This is a genomic window from Actinotignum schaalii FB123-CNA-2, from assembly GCF_000411135.1.
GTDB lineage: Bacteria > Actinomycetota > Actinomycetes > Actinomycetales > Actinomycetaceae > Actinotignum > Actinotignum schaalii_A.
This window is the reverse complement of sequence record NZ_KE150263.1, coordinates 133,292-153,452: the sequence shown is the minus strand read 5'-3', so window position 1 is coordinate 153,452 and position 20,161 is coordinate 133,292. Positions and strand designations below refer to the sequence as shown.

16 protein-coding genes, 1 pseudogene and 1 riboswitch are annotated in these 20,161 nt (G+C 62.5%); of the genes and pseudogenes, 16 read left to right on the top strand and 1 reads right to left on the bottom strand.

Going from position 1 to position 20,161, the window contains the following annotated elements:
* Window positions 1–227 precede the first annotated feature (227 nt).
* From mihF to HMPREF9237_RS05860, 11 genes and pseudogenes are all read left to right on the top strand, one after another.
* On the top strand, window positions 228–536 hold the full coding sequence (gene mihF, locus HMPREF9237_RS05910; protein ID WP_016442823.1) for an integration host factor, actinobacterial type: 309 nt from the start codon (window positions 228–230) through the stop codon (window positions 534–536).
* Window positions 537–631: 95 nt separating this feature from the next.
* Window positions 632–1,201: a guanylate kinase gene (gmk, locus tag HMPREF9237_RS05905; RefSeq protein WP_016442822.1), complete on the top strand. Its 570-nt coding sequence runs from the start codon at window positions 632–634 to the stop codon at window positions 1,199–1,201.
* Between the two features lie 66 nt (window positions 1,202–1,267).
* Window positions 1,268–1,516: pseudogene (gene rpoZ, locus HMPREF9237_RS05900) on the top strand (DNA-directed RNA polymerase subunit omega); the annotation flags it as partial.
* Window positions 1,516–2,799 carry a bifunctional phosphopantothenoylcysteine decarboxylase/phosphopantothenate--cysteine ligase CoaBC gene (coaBC, locus tag HMPREF9237_RS05895; RefSeq protein ID WP_016442820.1) on the top strand — a complete coding sequence of 428 codons (1,284 nt, stop codon included), beginning with the start codon at window positions 1,516–1,518 and terminating at the stop codon, window positions 2,797–2,799. The pseudogene rpoZ and the gene coaBC, both read left to right, overlap by 1 nt.
* A gap of 77 nt (window positions 2,800–2,876) precedes the next feature.
* Complete coding sequence (metK, locus tag HMPREF9237_RS05890; protein WP_016442819.1) at window positions 2,877–4,076, top strand: methionine adenosyltransferase; 1,200 nt, start codon at window positions 2,877–2,879, stop codon at window positions 4,074–4,076.
* A gap of 99 nt (window positions 4,077–4,175) precedes the next feature.
* Complete coding sequence (locus tag HMPREF9237_RS05885) at window positions 4,176–6,404, top strand: primosomal protein N' (RefSeq protein ID WP_016442818.1); 2,229 nt, start codon at window positions 4,176–4,178, stop codon at window positions 6,402–6,404.
* Between the two features lie 48 nt (window positions 6,405–6,452).
* Window positions 6,453–7,418, top strand: coding sequence for a methionyl-tRNA formyltransferase (fmt, locus tag HMPREF9237_RS05880; protein ID WP_016442817.1), 966 nt, complete (start codon window positions 6,453–6,455; stop codon window positions 7,416–7,418).
* Window positions 7,411–8,853 carry an RsmB/NOP family class I SAM-dependent RNA methyltransferase gene (locus HMPREF9237_RS05875; protein ID WP_016442816.1) on the top strand — a complete coding sequence of 481 codons (1,443 nt, stop codon included), beginning with the start codon at window positions 7,411–7,413 and terminating at the stop codon, window positions 8,851–8,853. The genes fmt and HMPREF9237_RS05875 overlap by 8 nt, the downstream gene beginning before the upstream one ends.
* Window positions 8,854–8,863: 10 nt before the next feature.
* Window positions 8,864–9,538, top strand: coding sequence for a ribulose-phosphate 3-epimerase (rpe, locus tag HMPREF9237_RS05870; protein ID WP_016442815.1), 675 nt, complete (start codon window positions 8,864–8,866; stop codon window positions 9,536–9,538).
* 70 nt (window positions 9,539–9,608) lie between these two features.
* A riboswitch (FMN riboswitch) is annotated at window positions 9,609–9,727 on the top strand.
* Between the two features lie 104 nt (window positions 9,728–9,831).
* Complete coding sequence (locus HMPREF9237_RS05865) at window positions 9,832–10,635, top strand: ABC transporter permease (RefSeq protein ID WP_016442814.1); 804 nt, start codon at window positions 9,832–9,834, stop codon at window positions 10,633–10,635.
* 77 nt (window positions 10,636–10,712) lie between these two features.
* On the top strand, window positions 10,713–11,759 hold the full coding sequence (locus HMPREF9237_RS05860) for an ABC transporter substrate-binding protein (protein ID WP_016442813.1): 1,047 nt from the start codon (window positions 10,713–10,715) through the stop codon (window positions 11,757–11,759).
* 45 nt (window positions 11,760–11,804) lie between these two features.
* On the opposite strand, the gene HMPREF9237_RS05855 is transcribed toward HMPREF9237_RS05860, so the two are convergent.
* Window positions 11,805–12,920: a DUF3866 family protein gene (locus tag HMPREF9237_RS05855; protein ID WP_016442812.1), complete on the bottom strand. Its 1,116-nt coding sequence runs from the start codon at window positions 12,918–12,920 to the stop codon at window positions 11,805–11,807.
* Between the two features lie 36 nt (window positions 12,921–12,956).
* On the opposite strand from HMPREF9237_RS05855, the gene HMPREF9237_RS05850 reads away from it, so the two are divergent.
* From HMPREF9237_RS05850 to HMPREF9237_RS05830, 5 genes are read left to right on the top strand one after another with little or no spacing between them, the layout of a single operon-like run.
* Complete coding sequence (locus HMPREF9237_RS05850) at window positions 12,957–13,973, top strand: helix-turn-helix transcriptional regulator (RefSeq protein WP_016442811.1); 1,017 nt, start codon at window positions 12,957–12,959, stop codon at window positions 13,971–13,973.
* Window positions 13,970–15,187: a WYL domain-containing protein gene (locus tag HMPREF9237_RS05845; RefSeq protein ID WP_016442810.1), complete on the top strand. Its 1,218-nt coding sequence runs from the start codon at window positions 13,970–13,972 to the stop codon at window positions 15,185–15,187. Before HMPREF9237_RS05850 ends, HMPREF9237_RS05845 begins: the two co-directional genes overlap by 4 nt.
* Window positions 15,184–17,781, top strand: a complete 2,598-nt coding sequence (locus HMPREF9237_RS05840) for a DEAD/DEAH box helicase (RefSeq protein ID WP_016442809.1) — start codon at window positions 15,184–15,186, stop codon at window positions 17,779–17,781. The genes HMPREF9237_RS05845 and HMPREF9237_RS05840 overlap by 4 nt, the downstream gene beginning before the upstream one ends.
* Window positions 17,778–19,385 (top strand): apolipoprotein N-acyltransferase, encoded by a 1,608-nt coding sequence (gene lnt / locus HMPREF9237_RS05835; RefSeq protein WP_016442808.1) that lies wholly within the window; start codon window positions 17,778–17,780, stop codon window positions 19,383–19,385. Before HMPREF9237_RS05840 ends, lnt begins: the two co-directional genes overlap by 4 nt.
* Complete coding sequence (locus tag HMPREF9237_RS05830) at window positions 19,346–20,158, top strand: polyprenol monophosphomannose synthase (RefSeq protein WP_016442807.1); 813 nt, start codon at window positions 19,346–19,348, stop codon at window positions 20,156–20,158. The genes lnt and HMPREF9237_RS05830 overlap by 40 nt, the downstream gene beginning before the upstream one ends.
* Window positions 20,159–20,161: the final 3 nt, after the last annotated feature.

The window sequence follows — 20,161 nt, the reverse complement described above, 5'->3', positions numbered from 1 at the left end:
CCCGGAAGCCGCTGCCCGCCGCGAACTTCGTCACAAGCCGCGGCGCTGACCTGCCGCGATGGTTTTATAAAAAAACAAGGGCGTGGCTCCTTATATTATTTAGGACTATTTCGCTCTACGCTACTAACAAGACGAGGAAGTTTCGTAGCGTCAGCGTCGCCGTGACTGATGTTGACGGAATTGTTATGAGCACCAGGGTATATCTGATGCGCTAGAAAGGGGACACTGTGGAGGTACCACCACTTACTCCGGAGCAGCGTCTCGCCGCTTTGGATAAGGCCGCCGAAACACGGCGGCGCCGCGCGGAACTATTGCAGCAACTGAAATCAGGGCAGCTGCACCTTTCGGAGGTTTTGGCTCAGCGCGATGATCCGGTCATTGCGCGCACCCGTGCCAGCGTGTTGCTGCGGGCACTTCCCGGTATCGGTGAAGCCAAGGCCGCGCGGGCCATGGCCGATATTGGGATTGCTCCTTCCCGGCGCGTGCGCGGATTGGGCGTACATCAAACCGCGGCCCTCATCGCGCTTTTCGGTTAATAGCTTCGTCAGGGCCAAAGTAAACTACTCTTGGCGACTGATGAGGGCTCTAGCGCCCGAAATTTGCGTCGTATTGCTATGGCACAATAAATGTCATGACATCTGAGGATCATCGCCGTATTTGCGTGCTTGCCGGCCCTTCCGGGGTAGGAAAGGGAACCGTAGTTGCGCAGCTGCTCGCGCAGGAACCGCGTATTTGGCTCTCTATTTCTGCCACCACGCGCGCGCCTCGCCCGGGGGAACGTGAAGGGGAATCCTACTTCTTTGTGGATGATGAGCACTTCGATCACCTCGTGGAAAGTGGGGAGATGCTCGAATGGGCTATCGTTCACGGGAAGCACCGTTACGGGACCCCGCGGCAACCCGTGCTGGATGCATACGCAGCCGGAAAAATTCCGCTTCTTGAAATTGATCTGGCAGGGGCGCGCCAAGTTCGCCAGTCGCTGCCCGAAGCCTTCCAGATTTTCCTAGCACCGCCGTCGTTCCAGGAACTTGAGGCGCGGTTGCGCGGCCGTGGTACCGAAACCGAGGAGGCCATTGAACGCCGCCTGGAAACCGCTCGTGGCGAATTAGCTGCGCAGGGGGAGTTTGATGCCGTCGTCGTTAATGACACCGTGGCACGTGCCACCGGTGAAATTCTCGACCTTATTGCCCCGAAGCGTTAGAATAAAAGGCCGAAGCTTCACGGTGGTGCCCATGTGCGGTACCGCGTTTATCCAGAAGGGAACTACATGTTCGGAACTGTTCCGGAACCCGAAGGCATTACCAATCCGCCTATTGACGATCTTCTCGCGAAGATTGACTCGAAGTACGCACTGTGCGTGCTTGCAGCGGATCGTGCGCGTCAGATCAACTCCTACAAGCAGGAAATGGCGCGCGGGGACGGCAATATCGAGCATTACGGTGCGCTTGTCTCGGCGGAACCGGAAGAAAAGCCCCTGTCCATCGCGCTGCGCGAAATCGCCGAGGACAAGCTCGAATGGCAGCTGGACGAAAAGTAGAGCACGCACCGCGCGTCGTTATCGGCGTAACCGGAGGTATCGCCGCCTATAAGGCGGCCCACCTCGTCCGGCTCTTCGTGAAAGCCGGTGCGGATGTGCACGTTATTCCCACCCCGGCCGCCATGGAGATGGTTGGGGCCACCACGTGGGAAGCTCTGACACACCATCCTGTTCTTGTTCGGACCAGTGAACATGCTGATGAAGTCGCGCATGTTCGGCTCGGAAAAGAAGCCGACCTGGTTGTGGTCGCTCCGGCAACTGCGAATACGATTGCGAAGGCCCGGGCGGGAATAGCTGATAACCTTCTTCTCAATACTCTGCTGGTGGCCCAATGCCCGGTGGTGATGGCACCCGCGATGCATACCCAAATGTGGGAGCATCCGGCTACTCAAGAAAATATTGCGGTGCTGCAGGATCGCGGGATACATATTATTCCACCCGCTAGCGGGCAACTCACCGGAGCGGATTCCGGTCCGGGCCGACTGCCGGAACCGGAAGAGATTTTTGTACAATCCTGGGAGATGCTCACCGGCGCGCACCCGAAAGTAGGTGCGGCGCCGGGCAGTGCGGAACAGGCCTCGCTGTGCGGGCGGCACATCCTTGTCACAGCGGGTGGTACCCACGAAGCCCTTGACCCGGTGCGTTTTATCGGCAACCGTTCTTCGGGGCGTTTTGGTCTGGAAATCGCTCGGGCTTTGCTCGAGCGTGGGGCACGGGTGACGGTACTGGCGGCCCATGTAGCCCGTGATATTACCGCACTTGCTCGGGGTGCTGAGATTGTTCCGGTTAGTTCGGCTCGTGATCTTCACGAAGCCGTTCTCGCGCGGGTGAAGAATGTGGACGGCGTGGTCATGAGCGCAGCGGTTGCTGATTTTCGCCCGGCCGAACCCGCTGCAAGTAAACAGAAAAAAGACGGCAGCGGCAAACGCGTCGTCGAACTGGTAGAAAATCCGGATATTTTGGCTGATATTTCCCACCGGCGCCGCCGCCCGGGGCAGCTCATCGTGGGTTTCGCGGCGGAAACCGGGGACGCAGGTGGAAGCGTCTTAGATTACGGACGGGAAAAAGCGCGGCGTAAAGGCGCTGATTTACTTGTGATCAATCGAGTTGGGGAGAAAACAGGATTTGGTGAGGTGCCCACTGAGATCACTGTGGTCACCCCGGCCGGTGAGATCGTTGCGAGCGGCGCGGGCAGCAAAGCTCAGATGGCTGTTCTCATCGCGGGTCTTATAGCCGATCATTTCACCACCGAGCACGTATAGAATAAGGCTTGCCTTACCTGGCAGGCGCTGGTGACTAATAGTGACTAAGTAGTTTCAATTTATAGCGAGGGGATACGATGCATTACCGGCAACCGTTCACGTCCGAATCGGTCACGGAAGGACACCCCGACAAGGTGTGTGACCTCATCTCTGACTCCATCCTTGACGCGCTGCTTGCGTCGGATGAGAATTCGCGCGTTGCCGTGGAGACGATGGTGACGACGGGGCTGGTGCACGTGGCCGGTGAAGTGACCACGGATGCTTACGCGGATATCGCTCATATTATCCGCAATGTTGTGACCGGGATCGGGTACAACTCCTCGCAGGTAGGCTTTGACGGAAACTCCTGCGGCGTAACGATCTCCATCGATGAACAAAGTCCGGATATTGCCGCCGGTGTTAATACCTCGCTGGAACGGCGGGAAAGCAGCGAGGCCGAATACGATCATTTCGACCTGCAGGGAGCCGGAGATCAGGGTCTCATGTTCGGTTATGCCTGCAATGAGACTAAAACGCTCATGCCCGCGCCCATTCTGCTTGCCCACCGCTTCGCCGAACGTCTCGCGCTGGTGCGCCGTGAAGGTGTCGTTCCTGGATTGCGCCCCGATGGTAAAACTCAGGTCACTATTGACTACGAAGGTGCGCGGCCCGTGGCCCTCAATACCGTGGTGATCTCCAGCCAGCACGACGAAAATGTGCAACGCGACTGGCTGACGGAAACGCTGCGTGACCACGTGGTGACGCCCGTTCTCGAAGAAGAAAATATCGATATCGATACCGATAAATTCGCGCTTCTCGTTAATCCCTCCGGGCGTTTCGTGGTGGGCGGACCGATGGGTGACGCCGGTGTAACCGGGCGGAAGATCATCGTGGATACCTACGGTGGAATGGCCCGCCACGGCGGTGGGGCTTTCTCCGGAAAAGATGCCTCCAAGGTGGATCGCAGCGCGGCCTACGCGGCGCGTTGGGCAGCCAAGAATGTGGTTGCGGCCGGGCTGGCTACCAGGTGCGAACTCCAGCTGGCTTACGCTATTGGTCGGGCGCATCCGGTTTCTGTGCGTCTGGATACTTTCGGGACGGAAACAGAAGAACTCGGACGTATTGAAAACGCGGTTCAGAAGGTCTTCGATTTCCGCCCCGCGGCGATCATTGATTCCCTGCAACTCAAACGCCCCATTTTCGCGAAAACGGCTTCCTACGGTCACTTCGGCCGAGAACTTCCCGAATTCACCTGGGAAAAAACGGACCGAGTCGAAGAACTCCTCCGCGCTATCTAGGGATAACTGAGCTAGGACTAAGTGAGGTATCTAAGATATCTAGCGCCCGAAGTTTCGCGGCGAATTTTTCTGTCGTAGGGCCGGGATATCCTAGGTTGCATGGAGAGCACACTCTTTGATTTCGATGCCCTCCCTCTCATGGGGGAGCAAGGCGCACTGCTTGAGGCGCGCCCGGCACGCACCCGCGTGCGCTCCAAGGTAGCAAATCCCGTGGCGCATGTTCATGTGCTCCATTCCCAACCCCATATGGACCGGGTATTTGACTACCTTATCCCTGAAAAATTCGCGGATAGTGCCCGGGTGGGAACCCGGGTGGTGGTAGATCTCGGTGCGCAACGGGTGGGCGGATTTATCGTTGCCCGGGATGCTATCACGGAAGGCTGCGGGCGGCTGCGCCCCCTGTACCGGGTAGTCTCGGAATATCCCGTTTTGACCTCATCGGTGTACTCGGTTGCCCGTACCCTTGCCGATAAGTATGCCGGAACAGTTGCTGATATATTGCGGACCGCTATCCCGGAACGGCACGCGCGCGCCGCGAAAGAATTCTTGGCGGATGCCCAAGAGGCTTTCCCATTAGCCAGCCCGCGCCCGGCTCCTGAACCGGGCCCCTGGGAAGCATATCGGGGTGGGCCGGAATTCCTTGCGGCACTCGGGGCCGGGAAATCCGTGCGGGCCTGCATGGCTGCGCTACCCGGGCCCGCCGGGGGAGTGGAGGCCCTGGTTCGGGCAGTGCAAGCAGTGCGGCACGCCGGGCGCAGTGTCCTGCTGGTTGTTCCCACCACCCGTGCCGCACGAGCGCTGCAGGCTACCCTCGCCACCCGGGTGGGGGAAACGCCCACGCTCATGGTCTCTGAAGAATCACACGAAAAACGCTACCGTGCTTTTTTGAGCGTGATCTCAGGGCAATCACGCATCGTGGTGGGTACCCGCGGGGCCGCTTGGGCACCGCTCACTGACCTGGGACTGGCCATCATCATGGATGATGCCGCCTCCACCTTGCGGGATATCCGCGCGCCCTATCTGGCCGCGCGTGATGTGCTACTGGAACGGGCTCGGCGGGAAAAAGCTGCGTTCCTCGCTTTCTCACCCTATGTGAGTGAAGAATGCGCGCAATTACTATCCGAACACCGCATCAGTTTGCTGGATGGTACCGCGGCCGCGCGCCGGGCTGCGCTTCCGAATATTTCTGGTCCTCACCAGTGGCCCGGGGGAGAAGCGGATCATTTACGCCTGCCCCAGCCCGCGTTCTCGATTCTGCGGCGGGCTCTGGAGGATGGCCCGGTTCTCATTCTGGTGCCGCGTAGCGGGTACATCCCGGCGCTGTGCTGTGCTTATTGCGGGGAGCGCGCCCTATGCACTATCTGCGGAGGGAACTTGGTCCAGAGTACTCCGCATGATCCTCTGCAATGCCAACGTTGCGGGGTGCGGGTGCACCCGTGGCGCTGCCGGCACTGCCAGAACGGGAAACTGCGGGCTATCCGGATTGGTTCAGCGCGCACCGCGGAAGAAATCGGGCGGGCATTTCCCGGGGTGGGCATTATTCTCTCCGGAGCACACTCCCCGGAGGGAATTATTGGGAAGGTCTCCCAGCGCCCACGGATCGTGGTGGCAACACCGGGTGCGGAACCGGAGGCTGAAGGAGGATTCGCTGCCGCATTGGTGCTGGATGCACGCTACCTCCTCGGAGAAGGCTTAGGGGCTGAAACACGTTTTATTCGGGTGCTTGCGCGGGTCGCGGCGCGGGTGCGCTGCGCGGGAGAAGGCGGTCATATGCTCGTGGCCGGGGGAGCTCCTCCCGAGCTTCTCAACAGGATCGCTCGGTGGGAATTGGGTGAATATGCCGCTGAGCTGCTCGAACAACGGGCCGAACTGGATTTGCCTCCCACCGCCACCTGGGTGGGAATCACCGGGGCCAGTGGGGATGTGCGTACCTACCTTGCCATGCTGCGCGCCGCGCTCAACCGCGGGGAAGCCGCGGCAGCTATGAGAGGCACGGCAGGGGCGCGAAGCACGCAGGGAACGCACGGCGAACAAGATGCGCATCTCTTCACCCAGTTTTCGCCCGATTTAGGGTCCAAGGGATGGCAACAGGAGAGCGGGAAAGAAACAGAAGCTGATTTGCTTACCGGGGGAGCCTTCGAACTGGCTTCCGGAATCGTGCTACTTGGCCCGGTGCCGGGCGCGCGGCCGGGCGAAATAACCGTTTATGGCCGGGCAGAGCTCTCCCGAGGAATCACCCTCACTAGGCAGGCACGAAAAACTTACGGCGCCTACTCCGCCCAGCGCCTGGGTGGTTCACTGCGCTTACAGGTCAACCCGCCCCTGTAACCAGGCGATATCGGATAGGCACAGAAAAGAACTAGGTAGGATTGACACGTGAGAATATTATTCGCAGGAACACCGGAGACCGCAGTTCCGGCCTTGCAGTTACTGCATCATGAAGGCTTCGATATCGCTGGGGTTCTCACCCGCGCCCCAGCAGCTCAGGGACGCAAACGCATACTCACCCCCTCGCCGGTACACCGCGTGGCAACAGAACTAGGTATTCCCGTGCTCACGCCCCGTACCTTGAAAGACGGTGCGATCCAGGAACAGATTGCTGCGCTTTCTCCGGAAGCTGTTGCGGTGGTTGCCTACGGGCTTATTATTCCGCCCGCGCTTCTCAACGTGCCGCGCCACGGCTGGATCAACCTACACTTCTCCCTCCTGCCGCGTTGGCGCGGGGCGGCACCGGTTAACTACGCGATTGCCGCGGGGGATACCACCACCGGAACCAGCGTCTTCCAGATTGAACAAGGCCTGGATACCGGCCCCGTATTCGCGAGCGAGGCCACCCAGATCGGGGAGGAAGAAACCGCTGGAGAGCTACTAGCACGCCTGGCACAATCCGGGGCGCGTCAATTGAGCGATACCCTCCACGCTATTGCTGCCGGTACCGCCCACGCGCAGCCCCAAAGCGGGGAGGTGACCCTCGCACCGCAATTCGATTCTTCCTGGGCGCGGGTGAACTGGGAGTGGCCCGCCCAGCGCGTCGCGGATCGCGTCCGCGCCGCCAACCCCGCACCCGGGGCCTGGACCACCCTCAACGGGCAGCGCTTCAAGATCGAATCGGTGGGCGTACGTGCGCTTGAAACACCCGAAGGCACCGCAAAGCACGTCAGTCTGGCGCCGGGCGAAATCAGCCCGGGCGGAATGGTTGGCTGCGGGGAAGGAACAATCCAATTGCGGCGGGTTGCCCCGCCCGGCAAGGCACATATGGATGCCTCCGCCTGGCTGAACGGTGCCCGGCTTGCCGCGCACACCCGTTTCGACTCCGAGGTGAAGGAGGGCCAGCATGACTGAGCGCCCCGCAGGCTGGGTACCGCGCCGCCAATCATCGAACCACGCCCGTCTCGTTGCTTATGATGCACTGCGGGCAGTAAATACCGAAGATGCCTACGCTAATCTCATCCTCCCGGGCATGGTGAGCCGGGCACGCCTCAATCGCAGCGATGCCGCCTTCGCCACCAACCTCGCCTACGGGACCTTGCGGCTTCAAGGCCGCTGGGATGCCATGATTGCCCGCTGTTCTCAAGGCCGTACCCTCGCAGAAATAGACCCGCGTGCCCTCGATCTGCTTCGCCTGGGCTGCTACCAGCTCATCGAGCTGAAAACACCACCCCACGCGGCCATTAACGAAACAGTTGCGTTGGCTCGCAATGAACTCGGCCAAGGAATCGCAGGTTTCGTCAATGCTGTATTGCGTAGGGTCTCCGAGCGTCGGGATGCCTGGCGCGGAATCATTGAAAATAGCACCGCTTCTAGAGAAGAGTTCCTGGCAGTCTGGCATTCCCACCCGCGCTGGATCGTGCGCCAGCTGGAAGCTGCCCTCGCGGTGGCCGGGCGCTCAACCGAAGTGGAAGCCGTTCTCGAAGCGAATAACACTCCCGCGAAAGTAGCACTAGCCTGCCGCAATATTTCACCTGAACACCTCAAAGCCAGGATTGAACGCGCCAAAATGACGTGGGAAAATCCCTACCTGGTGCCCAGTGCAGTGCTCTTAGCCTCAGGTGACCCGCACCGGCTCTGGCCCGTGCGCGACGGGGTTGCGGGTGTCCAGGATGAGGGCTCACAGCTGATTTCTGCCGTTGTCACAGAGGCATCTATCTCCGGGAAGGATGATTCCTGGCTGGATATGTGTGCCGGCCCGGGCGGGAAAACTGCAACTATCGCCGCTACTGCGGCCCGGCGCGGGGCCCGTGTATTCGCGAATGAACCCCAGGCCCACCGCCTCGATCTCGTTGAAGAAAACGTTGCCCCTTGGGCGGATACCGTTGCGTTGCGGGAAGGCGATGGTCGGGATATTGGCGCTCAGGAACCGGATAGTTATGACAGGATCCTCGTGGATGCCCCATGTTCTGGCTTGGGAGCGCTGCGTCGTCGCCCTGAAGCCCGGTGGCGCAAAAAAGAAAGCGACCTGGCCGCACTCACGCAACTCCAAGGTGAACTCCTCGACTCCGCCTACCGGGCCCTGCGCCCGGGCGGACTGCTGCTCTACACCACCTGCTCCCCGGTACTTGCCGAAACTCGCGACGTCATCTCCGCTTTCCTGGAGCGCACTGCCGGCGCAGAACTCGGAGACGTGACCGTCACCGCGAACCGGCGGGCCCTGCGCCCGGTCGCCTCCCGCGGAATGACCGTACAACTCTGGCCTGATATCCATCACACGGATGCCATGTATATGGCACGCATCCTCAAACCCGCAACCGCCCCCGCGCCCGCAGAACGGCGCTCCTGAAAGGACCATCATGGACGTGAAGATTTCCCCCTCGATCCTCAACTGCGATTTCGGGCATCTCGCTGATGAACTGGAGAAAATCTCCAACGCCGATTTCGTGCACGTGGATATTATGGACAACCATTTTGTCCCCAACCTCGCCCTCGGCCTGCCCATTTTTGAGGCGGCGGCGCAGGCAACCACCGTTCCGCTGGACGCGCACCTCATGATTGAGAACCCGGATCGGTGGGCCCCCGCCTACGCTGAGGCAGGAGCCGCTTCCGTGACCTTCCACGCCGAAGCCTGCCAAGCCCCGCTGCGCCTGGCGCGCGAACTGCGCGCGCAGGGCGCCCGCGCCGGACTTGCCCTCAAACCTGCCAGCCCCATCGAGCCGTATCTCGATATCCTCAACGAATTCGACATGATCCTCATCATGACGGTGGAACCGGGTTTCGGCGGGCAGAGCTTCATCGAAACGATGATGCCGAAAGTCACCCGCACCCGGCGCGCGATTGAAGCAGCCGGCTTGGACGTGTGGATCCAGGTAGACGGCGGCATTTCCCGCTCCACCATCGAACAAGCCGCGGCTGCCGGAGCCAATAACTTCGTGGCGGGCTCGGCGGTATTCCGTGCGGAGGATGCCTATGCCGAAGTGGAGAAGCTCCGTGAACTCGCCGCAGGCGCGTGCCAACACGCCTCAATCTAGCAATGCACGTGCCAGCACGCTGCAAACTAACAACGGGTGCACGCCAGCACCCGAAGGGCTAATATAGAACACGATGCACCGGGGTCAGTGAAAGTCTGAACCGGCGGTAACAGTCCGCGAACCACGCAAGTGGCCGATGGGGTGGAATTCCCCAACCGACGGTAACAGTCCGGATGGGAGGCGCATTGAGGGGCTCCACGCCCCTGCTTCGGCTACGCTATTTCAGCGTACCGCGGCGTCAGCGTCTCCCGGTTTGATCATTCCCGGCCATCGGGAAGGTCAGGAACCAGGACGTGAACACTGTGCGCCGCAACTCTCACCCACGCCCGCGCTCGCCGCGCACCGCGTGGGTACCCGCCACCCTTGCTCTTCTCGCGGTTTTTCTCCTCTGGGTGGTGGTCACGCGAGCCCACCTGGTGCCCGAACATCTCCTTCCCGCACCCGGCGCGGTCGGGCAACGCCTCGCCACCGCACTCCTGGGAATCGGCGGGCACCCGCCCTACCTCCTCAGCGCACTGGGGAACACCCTCACCGCGGCCCTCACCGGCTGCGCCTGGGCGGCCCTCCTCGGAATTCCCCTCGGCATTGCCCTGGCACGTTGGCGTCTCCTCAATAGCGCGCTCCAACCTTTCCTCGCCGCCTCACAAGCCGTCCCCGCCGTGGCCCTCGCACCCCTCCTCGTGGTGTGGATTGGCTACGGGATGCCTTCCATCGTGGTGCTCTGCACCATCATGGTGATTTTCCCGATTATCGTCTCGACCTCGGTGGGCGTGCACGCTATCGACCGCGATGTCATCGCCGCAGCTCGGCTCGACGGCGCATCCCGGCTCACCCTCCTTTTCCCCATCATCGTGCCCCTGGCAGCACCTTCCATCCTGGCCGGCCTGCGCACCGGATTCACCCTCTCCATCACCGGCGCAGTCGTGGGCGAAATGATCATCGGGGGAGCGGGCCTGGGCACCGAACTTTCGCGTGCCCAACCCACCGGAGATATCACCGGAATGTTCGCGGTCATCGTCGTCATGGCCGCCGCAGCCATCAGCATCTACCTGCTCATCTTTACCATCGAAAAACACGTCACAGCGGCGGTGCGTTAACTATGGCCTCTCAAAGCCACGGCTCGCACCCCAGCAAGACCCCAGCGCATAGAAGCGCAACACAAGAAAGGACACCCATGAAACGACTCATTGCCACACTTGCGGCAGCTACCCTCGGCCTGGCCGGATGCGCGGGAGGCGCCGCGGGAGGAGGCGCGGATAAAAACGGCGAAAGCACCTCGCCCTCCGCCGCGCAGCCAAGTACCGCGAGCGCCACCGCTTCCCTCACCGTTGGCCTCACCTATGTTCCCGATATCCAATTCGCGCCCTTCTACGTGGCCGAAGACCAGGGCTATTTCCGCGAAGCCGGGCTCGATATCACGCTGCGTCACCACGGCGCCCAAGAATCGCTCCTCGGCGCGCTTTCCAGCGGCAGCGAGGATGTGGTCTTCGCCGGAGGCGATGAAATGATGGAAGGCCGCTCCAACGGCATCGACGTGGTCAATTGGGCCACGATGTACCAGGATTACCCCGTCACTCTCATCGTCCCGGCTGATTCGCCGATCAAGAGCGCCGCCGACCTGGCCGGACGCCGCGTCGGCCTGCCCGGCCCGTACGGCGAAAACTACTATGCCCTCCAGGCGCTCATGGCCGCCCATAACTGGAGCGAATCAGATATCAGCGTGAATTACATCGGCTACACCCAGGCCGCGGCCCTGGCCAGCGGGGAAGTGGACGCAATTATCGGCTTCCGTAACTCCGATGTTCCCAGCGTGGAACGCCAGGGGGTGCCGGTGCGCACCATTGAGATGCTGCCGGGCGGACTGCCGCTGGTGGGCGTGGGACTCGGTTCGCTGCGCCCCACCGTGGAGGCCCATCGCGATGATTTCACCCGCATGCTCACAGCTCTTGACCGGGCAGTGAACTTCGCGCGCAGTAACCCGAAAGAAACCGTGGAGATCACCGCGAAGCATGTCCCGGCCCTGCGCGAAGCGGATAACGCCGCCGCGGCTGAAAAAGTCCTCGCGAATACCATCGAGCTTTACGCCGGGCGCACTCCGCTCGGAGTGCAGGATGCGCAGCGTTGGGAGGCGATGGCTGCGTTCATGTCTGAGAAGCTTCTGCGCGAACCGGTTGCTGCGGCCGATGCTTTCGTTGATCTAACCGGCAGCGCCGCGCATTAAGAACGACGACGCAGCTGTGCTCCACCGGCCCATCAGGCGCGCAGCTCACCTCGGCTGCGCCCACGCCACCAGCTCCCCGGCCGTGTAGCCGGCCGCGCCGGCCGCTAAGAAATTGAGGGGATCTTCGCTGAGTGAGCGCCCCATCGTGGACAGCCGTACCGGGAAGTCCGCGAGGGCGCTCGCCACCGCATCCGCCTCCACGTTCACCCGCTCCAGGTGCGGCGCCTGGAAAAGCTCCTCCAGTTGCCCGGCCAGCCGCGCGCCTACCTCAGCGGGAACCGCGCGGGAGAGTGCATCTGCACCCAGTACCGGCACCGGGCAGCTCACCCGGCAGCGCGCCACCCGCGTGAGTGCGGTAACACTGTGGTGGGAGAGCCCCAGGTGGCGCTCCCGCTTATCCGCGCTCGACATGCGCAAAGCCGCAATAGGGATTCCGCCCAGAGTGTCAGCGGCATTGAGATGCTCACCGACGCGCGTGCCAGAAAAACCCCACCGGGTATCCGTGCCCAAATTCCCCGGCCCTTGCGCCACCACGGCCACATCCGCCTGCCACACCAGGCGCGCCGCCAACAAGGCAGTGTAAATCGTGACAGCTTCGAGCTTCCCCCCGAAGGCCTGCCCGCACGAAATTGTGCCCAGGATAAGGCCAAGATCCTCCAGTAGCGCAGCGGTGCGGGAGAACCACGCTGGCAGAGCTCCGCCGTCGTCCATCACATACGCGATACGCGCCCCCGGCACGCGCGCACGCACCCCGGCAACAATGGCGGGAAGCGCCGAATGCAAATCCGCAGCCACCACCGGCATCCCGGCAATGGAATCCGCCTCGCGCAGCAGCTCGTGGTACGGGGAATTCTGTTCATCCACACCCAGAGTGAGGTACTGGAGCGGGGTGTAGCGGGCCTTGACGATATGGCCGGGCGTGGGGGAGTCGGCGGGGAGCCGCTCCGGAATCGCGCACACGAAGAAATACCCGCCGGTGCCCAGCCCGCGCGCGGCGGCACTCGCCTGGAGCAGCACGGTATCACCGGCGGCAGGTTCGCCCACGAGCTCGGGATAAGCGAGCGCCCGAGCGCGACTGCCGTCCTCAAGTTCCACCTCGGCTTCGCGCGCCCCGCGCCATGTTTTCCCCAGGGAAAGAATTTTCCCTCTGCGCCACATCATCACGGCTTTAACTCTACCGTCGGCTAGGCTGGGTACGTGAAGCAGAAAGAGACACGCCGGCACCGCGAACGCCAACTCGCGCTCCTCCACACGATTCGCCGCGGCAGTTTCCTCACCGCGGCGGAACTCATGGAGCGCATCCCTGCCTACGCCGAAGCGGGAATTGATCTGCGCACTTTCCAACGTGATATTGACGCGCTGCGCGAAGCCGGATATCCCATTATTTTTGACGACCAGTGGCGTTATTCATACGATTCCGCTGCGCCGGTGCTCGCGCGGGTCACCGGGATCGGGGCCGGGGTGCTCCACAGCTTGCGCTCCAGTATCGAGGCCGGCGATCCCCAAGGCGAATCGGCGCGTTTGGGGGTGGCGAAACTTCTTGCGGGCGCACCTCCGGAAAACGGCGACGCCGCAGCCCCCACCCACCTGCGCGTCCGGATTCCGGGCGGTGCAGCAGCACGGGTGGTTGCGCGCGCCTTGCAGTACCGGCGCCGGGTCAGTTTCGATTACCGTCGGGGTGCTGACCTTGTCAAACATTATGAGGTGGAGCCGTGGAATTTCGCCGAACACTACGGAATGTTCTATGTGTCCGGCTTGGCACGCTCGCGGGAGAGCGGCCGCAAGGATTTCGGCCCCTGGGCTGAGCGAACCTTCCGCCTCAGTCGCGTGATCTCGGGAACTCTCAGCGTGGGTGAACGGTGCGAGTTCCCCCGCGGGGAGGTAAGCGGGGAGCATTTTGACGTGGACATTATTCTGCATATTCGCGACGGTGCCGCGGCTGCCCTTGCCGCCCGCGGGGAGAAACTCAGCCGCGCGGATGCGCCGGCTGTAGCGGATGATTCGGCCCCCGCGCACGTACCGGCCCCCGCGGGCTGGACGGCCTACCGATTCTCCACCGTAGGCCTTAATCGTATTTTCGAATATCTGGCTTTTTACGGGGTGGATGTGCGCCTGGCCGCACCCGGCGAGCTGCGCGAAGAATGGGACCGCCGCGTAAACAATCTCATTACCCTGGGCGAAGCTGCCGGGCCGGGGGAGGGCGAAACTCGATGAGTACCGATATCGTCACCACCCTCGGCATGCTGCTCTACCTGCACGAACGCCCCCAGGGCGCCACCTTGGCCGAGCTCACCGCACATTTCCAATTCCCCTCCTGGAAGCGCACCCTCGACTACCTTTGGGATGCCAACCTGGCCGAAACCGCCGATTTCGATGTCCCCTTCGAATTGGAGTTGCCCGAGCGTGGTGCTTGCGCGGGGAGTGCGGCACAGGCGGATACGGCGGGCCGCTCGGGTAGCGCGGAGCTGCCGGAAAACATGGCGCAGGCGAATACCGCGGCAGGGCCGGAGAGCCGCGTCTACCTGCGCTCCATGACGGATGATCCGGTTATTCCCTTCACTCTGGACGATGCGATGGTGGTAGCTGCGCTGCTCGATGCTGCCCGGGATGTCAGCGCACCCGGGCCAGCTGCTACAACCCTCACCGCCACCCGCGCCGCGCTGGGGGAGGCGGTGCGGGAAGCCGGATATGAAGGTGCGCTCTGGCCGCCCTCCCGTCCGGCCGCAGACGCAGCCACGATGGAGGCCGTGCAGGCCGCACTCCAAGGCGGCTTCTACCTCGACTTTAGCTACGAACGTGCGCTCAGCGACCCGCTTCCGCACGCGCGCGCCGGGCGCGAACACGTTATTCCCCTCGTCATCCTGGCCGGCGATGCCCCGCTGCTGCGCGCCCTCACCGAGCACGGCCTGCGCCATTTCCGCCTGGATCGCATAACCGCGGCCCGCCCCGGCGCGAAGCTCAGCAGATCGGAACGCGCGGCCGCTCGCCGGGTCCTCGCCGAGGTGGAGAAAAAAGAGAAAACGCAGCGCACCCGCGGGGAAGATACCTGGGAGCCGAACGGCACGGACGTGCGCATTATCGTCACTGGAGCCTCACGTTGGGTGGCGGAAACCCTGCCCGGAGCGCGGGTGCGCGATGCGAATGAAGAGCCCTGCATCGCGAATGCGTGTGGTGAGGAGAACGTGTTGCACAACGGGGATGCGCGTCGTGCTGAGGAACTGCTCACCATTGAGGTCCGGGCCCGCTCCCTTCCCTGGCTCGTCTCACTGCTCGTGCAAATTGACGATGTGGTCGCCCTAGAACCATCGGAAGTTGCGCGCGCGGTGGCGGATTATTGCGCGCGCTTGCGCGCGAATGAGGGCGACGACGCCGCTACGCCGGCCATCCGTGAACATACGCTGGAAAGCACACCGGAGGGGGAGCGATGACGGATCTGCTACTTGAGGACTATCGGGAAAGCTACGCTAGCCGCGGGATCCACCTCGATGATTTCCAGCTGGAGGCATGCGCGGCTCTGGGGCGCGGCCATGATGTGCTGGTATGCGCGCCTACCGGTTCGGGGAAAACGGTGGTGGCCCACTACGCGGTGTATCTGGCGTTAGCGTCGTCGAAAAAATGTATCTATACCGCACCAATAAAAGCGCTCTCCAACCAAAAATACGCCGAACTGGCGCGAGAGATCGGCGAGGAACAGGTGGGGCTGCTCACCGGGGACCAGAGTATTAATCGCGAGGCGCAGATTCTGGTGGTGACCACCGAAGTGCTGCGCAATATGCTGCTGCACGAATCCCCGGATATCCTTGACGTGGGCTACGCAGTTCTGGACGAAGTACATTTTTTGGCCGATCCTGACCGCGGGCCGGTATGGGAAGAAACGATTTTGTCGCTTCCTGAGCACGTGCGTTTGGCGGCGCTTTCCGCCACGGTGGCCAATACTGAGGAACTCGCGGCGTGGATGCGCTCCGTGCGCGGGCCAACGGACGTCGTGGTATCAAAGAAACGACCCGTCCCCCTCGCGCAATACGTCAACGTGGGCCGCAAACTCTTCCCGCTTTACCGCGCAGATACTCTGGAGCCGGACCCGGCCCTCGTCAATGCGCTGGGGCGGCTCAGCGGGGAACGCAAAAAAAGGGTCTCGGATCGCGAACGCCGTGCCATTATCGACAAGCTCGGCGAACGGGGCATGCTCCCGGCTATCGAATTCATTTTTTCTCGCAAGGGCTGCGATAAAGCGGTTGAAGCTTTGCTGCGCCATAACGAAGTTCTTACCACCCGCGCCCAGCGTGCGGACATTAAACAAGAAATCGCGGCCCTGCGTGAAACGCTCACGGAATCGGATCGGCGGGCCGTGCATTTTGAGCGGGCTGCAGCAGCGCTGGAACGCGGCTACGGTGCCCATCACGCCGGGGTTTTCCCCGCTATCAAAGAGCTAACCGAGCGCCTCATGGAACGCGGGCTCCTCAGCATTGTTTACGCCACCGGCACCCTGGCTCTCGGTATCGATATGCCGGTGCGTACCGTGGTCCTGGAGGAGCTCCAGCGCTGGGACGGGCACGGCTTCGTGGACCTGAGCGCCACCGAATACACCCAGCTCATCGGGCGGGCCGGGCGGCGCGGGCGCGATACCGTGGGCTACGGAGTGGTGGTAGCCGATGCGGATACCGATCCGGAGTATCTGGCGGATCTGGCTTCGGGGCGGGTGGAGCCCTTGATATCCGCTTTCCAGCCCTCCTATAACACCGTGACGAATCTACTGGCTCGCATGAGCTACGCTGCAGCGCGCGATCTGATGGGCCGCTCCTTCGCGCAATTCCAACGCAATGCGGAACTGGGCGGCCTGGCGGCGCGGCGCGCCCGGATTCAACGCCGGGTGGAGACCGAAGAAACCCGCTTGAGTTGCTCGCGCGGTGATCTGCTTGACTACCTGCGCCTGCGCGGGAATGCCGGGCGGGCCGCAAAAGCCGAACGTAAAGCCGCGAAGCGGCGCTATCGGGAGCGCATCGCAAAGAGTTTCGCGGCTGTGCGCCAGGGCTACGTGTACGCTTACGCTATGGGCACCGATCTCGTTTACGCCTTGGTGCTCTCTGCCGCCCCGGACCGCGTGCGGGTGATCGATTGGTTCGGGGACCTGGCTTGGCTGTATGAAGATTCCCTCGCCTCGGAGATGCGCGAAATTGGCCCGGTCACGGTGCCTTTCGGAATGTCCACTAAAAAGGCGGTGGTGCGCGAGCAGATCGCCGAAGATATTCTGGACCTGGTGGGCGGCCGGGCTGATCTGGGAATCGACCGGGATCTGCTGGCATCCTGGGCGCGTTTCGCCACCCCGCGCGATCCCAAAGTCGCCGCGCACCCGGTTGCTTCCTGCCCGCATCTGTACGCACACCTTGATAATGCCCAAACCTGGGTCTCGCTGCACCACCGCATCGAGGAAATCGATCAGCGTATCGCGGCCTTCACCGATTCGGCCGGGCGGGAATTTGATGCCACGGCTGCCGTCTTGCGCGAGGTCGGGGTGCTCCAGGGTGATAATGACGCCATCCGCATGGGCCCGGGCGCCGCGCAATTACGCGAACTGCACACCGAAGCCGATCTGCTCATGTACCAGTGTTTGGCGCAGCTCCCCGAAGGTAGCTTGGACGCGCCGGCCCTAGCCGGATGGGTATCCATGTTTTTGGCTGATGAGCGCTTGGGGACTGCCTTACCGCGTGATACCCGACTCTGTGATGCGGCGCGGGTCGCTCGTGCCGAGGTACAGTACCTGCAATCCCTGGAATATCAGCATGGGATTACCCGCACCCCAGATCTGAGCCCGGGCTGCGCGGATGTTTTCGCTGCCTGGGCCGGGGGAGTGGGTCTGGAAGCCTGCCTCGAATCAGCCCACATGACCGCCGGGGATTTCATTTCCGCAGCTCGACGCATTATTGATGTGCTCGGGCAGGTCACGGTAGCAACTGAGGGCACCTGGCTGAGCGATATCGCGCGCCAGGCCCGTGACCTCATGGGGCGATCGGAGCTCATGTGAGCGGTGTTCTCTTACGGCTGTGCGGCGCGGTCCTAGGAGGCCTCGGGCTCTTCGCTGCTTTCCCGCCCCTGAGCTACGGCCTACTCGCGCCAGTGAGTATCGCGCTACTTCTCCTCGTTGCTGCATCCTGCCGCCCCAGCGCCGGCTTCGGATACGGACTCCTTGCCGGATGCATATTTTTCTCCTTGCATTTTTCCTGGGCCGGAGAAGCATCCGGGGATCTCATCCCCCAACTCGCCCTCGCCTTGTCGCAAGCACTGTTTACCGGGCTGGTGGTAGCCACGTGGAGCGCGATGTGTCGAGCACGCTGGACCCACTGCCCGCTCCTCTTCATCCCCGCGGCAGCCCTGGTGTGGGCGGGCGCGGAACTCGCCCGGTCCCTGTGGCCCTTCGGCGGTATCGCCTGGGGAACCCTTGCCTTTTCCCAGGTAGATAGCCCGCTGGTGCGGCTGGCTCCCTGGGGTTCCACCATGCTGGTCTCCGCAGCGGTGGTCATCTGCGGGGCGGCCCTCAGCCTGGCCCTGATGCGGGTGCGCAGCGGGCGGCTCTTCGTCGGGGCCGGTCTGGCGCTCAGTGGCGCGCTGATCTTCGCCCTACCTTGGGCACTTCCTCTTCCGACCGCAGCACCCGCCGGCACGCTGCGCCTGGGTTACGTACAGGGGATTGTCCCGCGGGCGGGCAGCCTTCCCGAGGGCCGCGATCAAGCCTTGACGGTCACCGAAAACCTCAGCACCGCCACCCGCGCGATTAACCCGGAAGAGGTGGACCTGGTGGTGTGGCCGGAATCCGCCTCCGATCACGATATTCGCGAATATCCGCGCGCCCGCGCCCTGGTCAGCGAAACCTCCACCTACCTGGGCGTCCCGCTGCTCCTGGGCACCCAATCCTATGAGCGCGACACCACCGGGAAGGCGATCAGCCGCACCAATGACCTTGTTGTCTATCTCCCCACCGAGACCGGGGGCGAGGTAAGCGCTGTATATAGCAAACAGCACCCGGTTCCTTTCGGGGAATATATGCCCTACCGGGATTTCTTCCGGAAGTTTAGTTCCGCGGTTGATCTGGTATCTGTTGATATGCGGGCCGGTACGAAACCTGCGGTTCTTGACATCCCGGTGGGGGAGCGCGCGCTGAGGGAGAGCAGCCCCGGCGGCAAAACCAGCGCCCCGGGCACGAAGAGTACTACCGCGCGCCTGGCCACCCCTATTTGTTTCGAAGTGGCGCTGGGCGATGTGGGATCTGAGGCGATCCGCCAGGGCGCCCAACTCTACGTGGTGGCCACTAATAATGCGTCATTCGGCGATAGCGCCGAATCAGCCCAGCAATTCGATATGGTTCGTTTCCGGGCGGTGGAATACCAGCGCATTGCGCTCCAGGTTTCCACCGTGGGAATTTCCGGCGTCGTCGAAACAAATGGTGCGGTACGTGAACGCACCGAACCGTGGACGCAAGCAGCGCATACCACCACGGTCGCTTTGCACGAGGGTCTTACTCCGGCGGCGCGTTTCTACCCGTACTACCGGAACGGACTTCTGGCTGCGGCTGGCGCGGTTGGAGGTATAGCATGGGTAGGGTACGCAAGGCTGCGCTGGAAGAAAGGTTAGTCGTGCACGTTCTCATCACGATTCCCACGTACAACGAGGCGGAGAATCTTCCGCGGATTATCGAGCGGGCCCGGCGGGCCGTACCCGAGGCGGATATCCTCGTGGTTGATGATAATTCACCGGACGGTACCGGGAAGATCGCAGATGAGCTGGCCGGGCGCGATGAGCACATCCACGTGCTGCACCGCACCGAAAAAGACGGGCTCGGGCGCGCCTATATTGCGGCTTTCGGCTGGGCCATGGAGCGCGGCTACAGCCACGTGGTGGAAATGGACGCCGATGGTTCGCATCATCCCGAACAGCTGCCCTTGCTACTCGAACGCGCCGCGATGTCAGATGCGCCGGATCTGGTGATCGGTTCGCGCTACGTGCGGGGTGGGAAAATTGACGGCTGGTCCAAGCCCCGCGAGGCGCTTTCGCGCCTGGGGAACCTCTATATTCAAGGGATGCTTGGGCTGCCGGTGCGCGACGCCACCGCGGGCTACCGCGTCTACCGCACGGATATCCTCGAGCGCCTCAACCTGGATACCGTGGAAGCGCGCGGCTATTTCTTCCAGACCGATATGACGGATCACGTGGCACGTTGCGGGGGCCATATCGTTGAAATGCCCATCACTTTTTCAGAGCGTGAGGCGGGGGAGTCGAAGCTCTCCGGCTCGGTCTTCACCGAATCCCTCAAGCGCACCACAGTGATGGGCGTCACGCGGCGGGGAAGGCAGCTGGGCAATCTCGCGAAACGCGTGGTCACTCAGCTGCGCCGGCCGCGAAACTGAGCG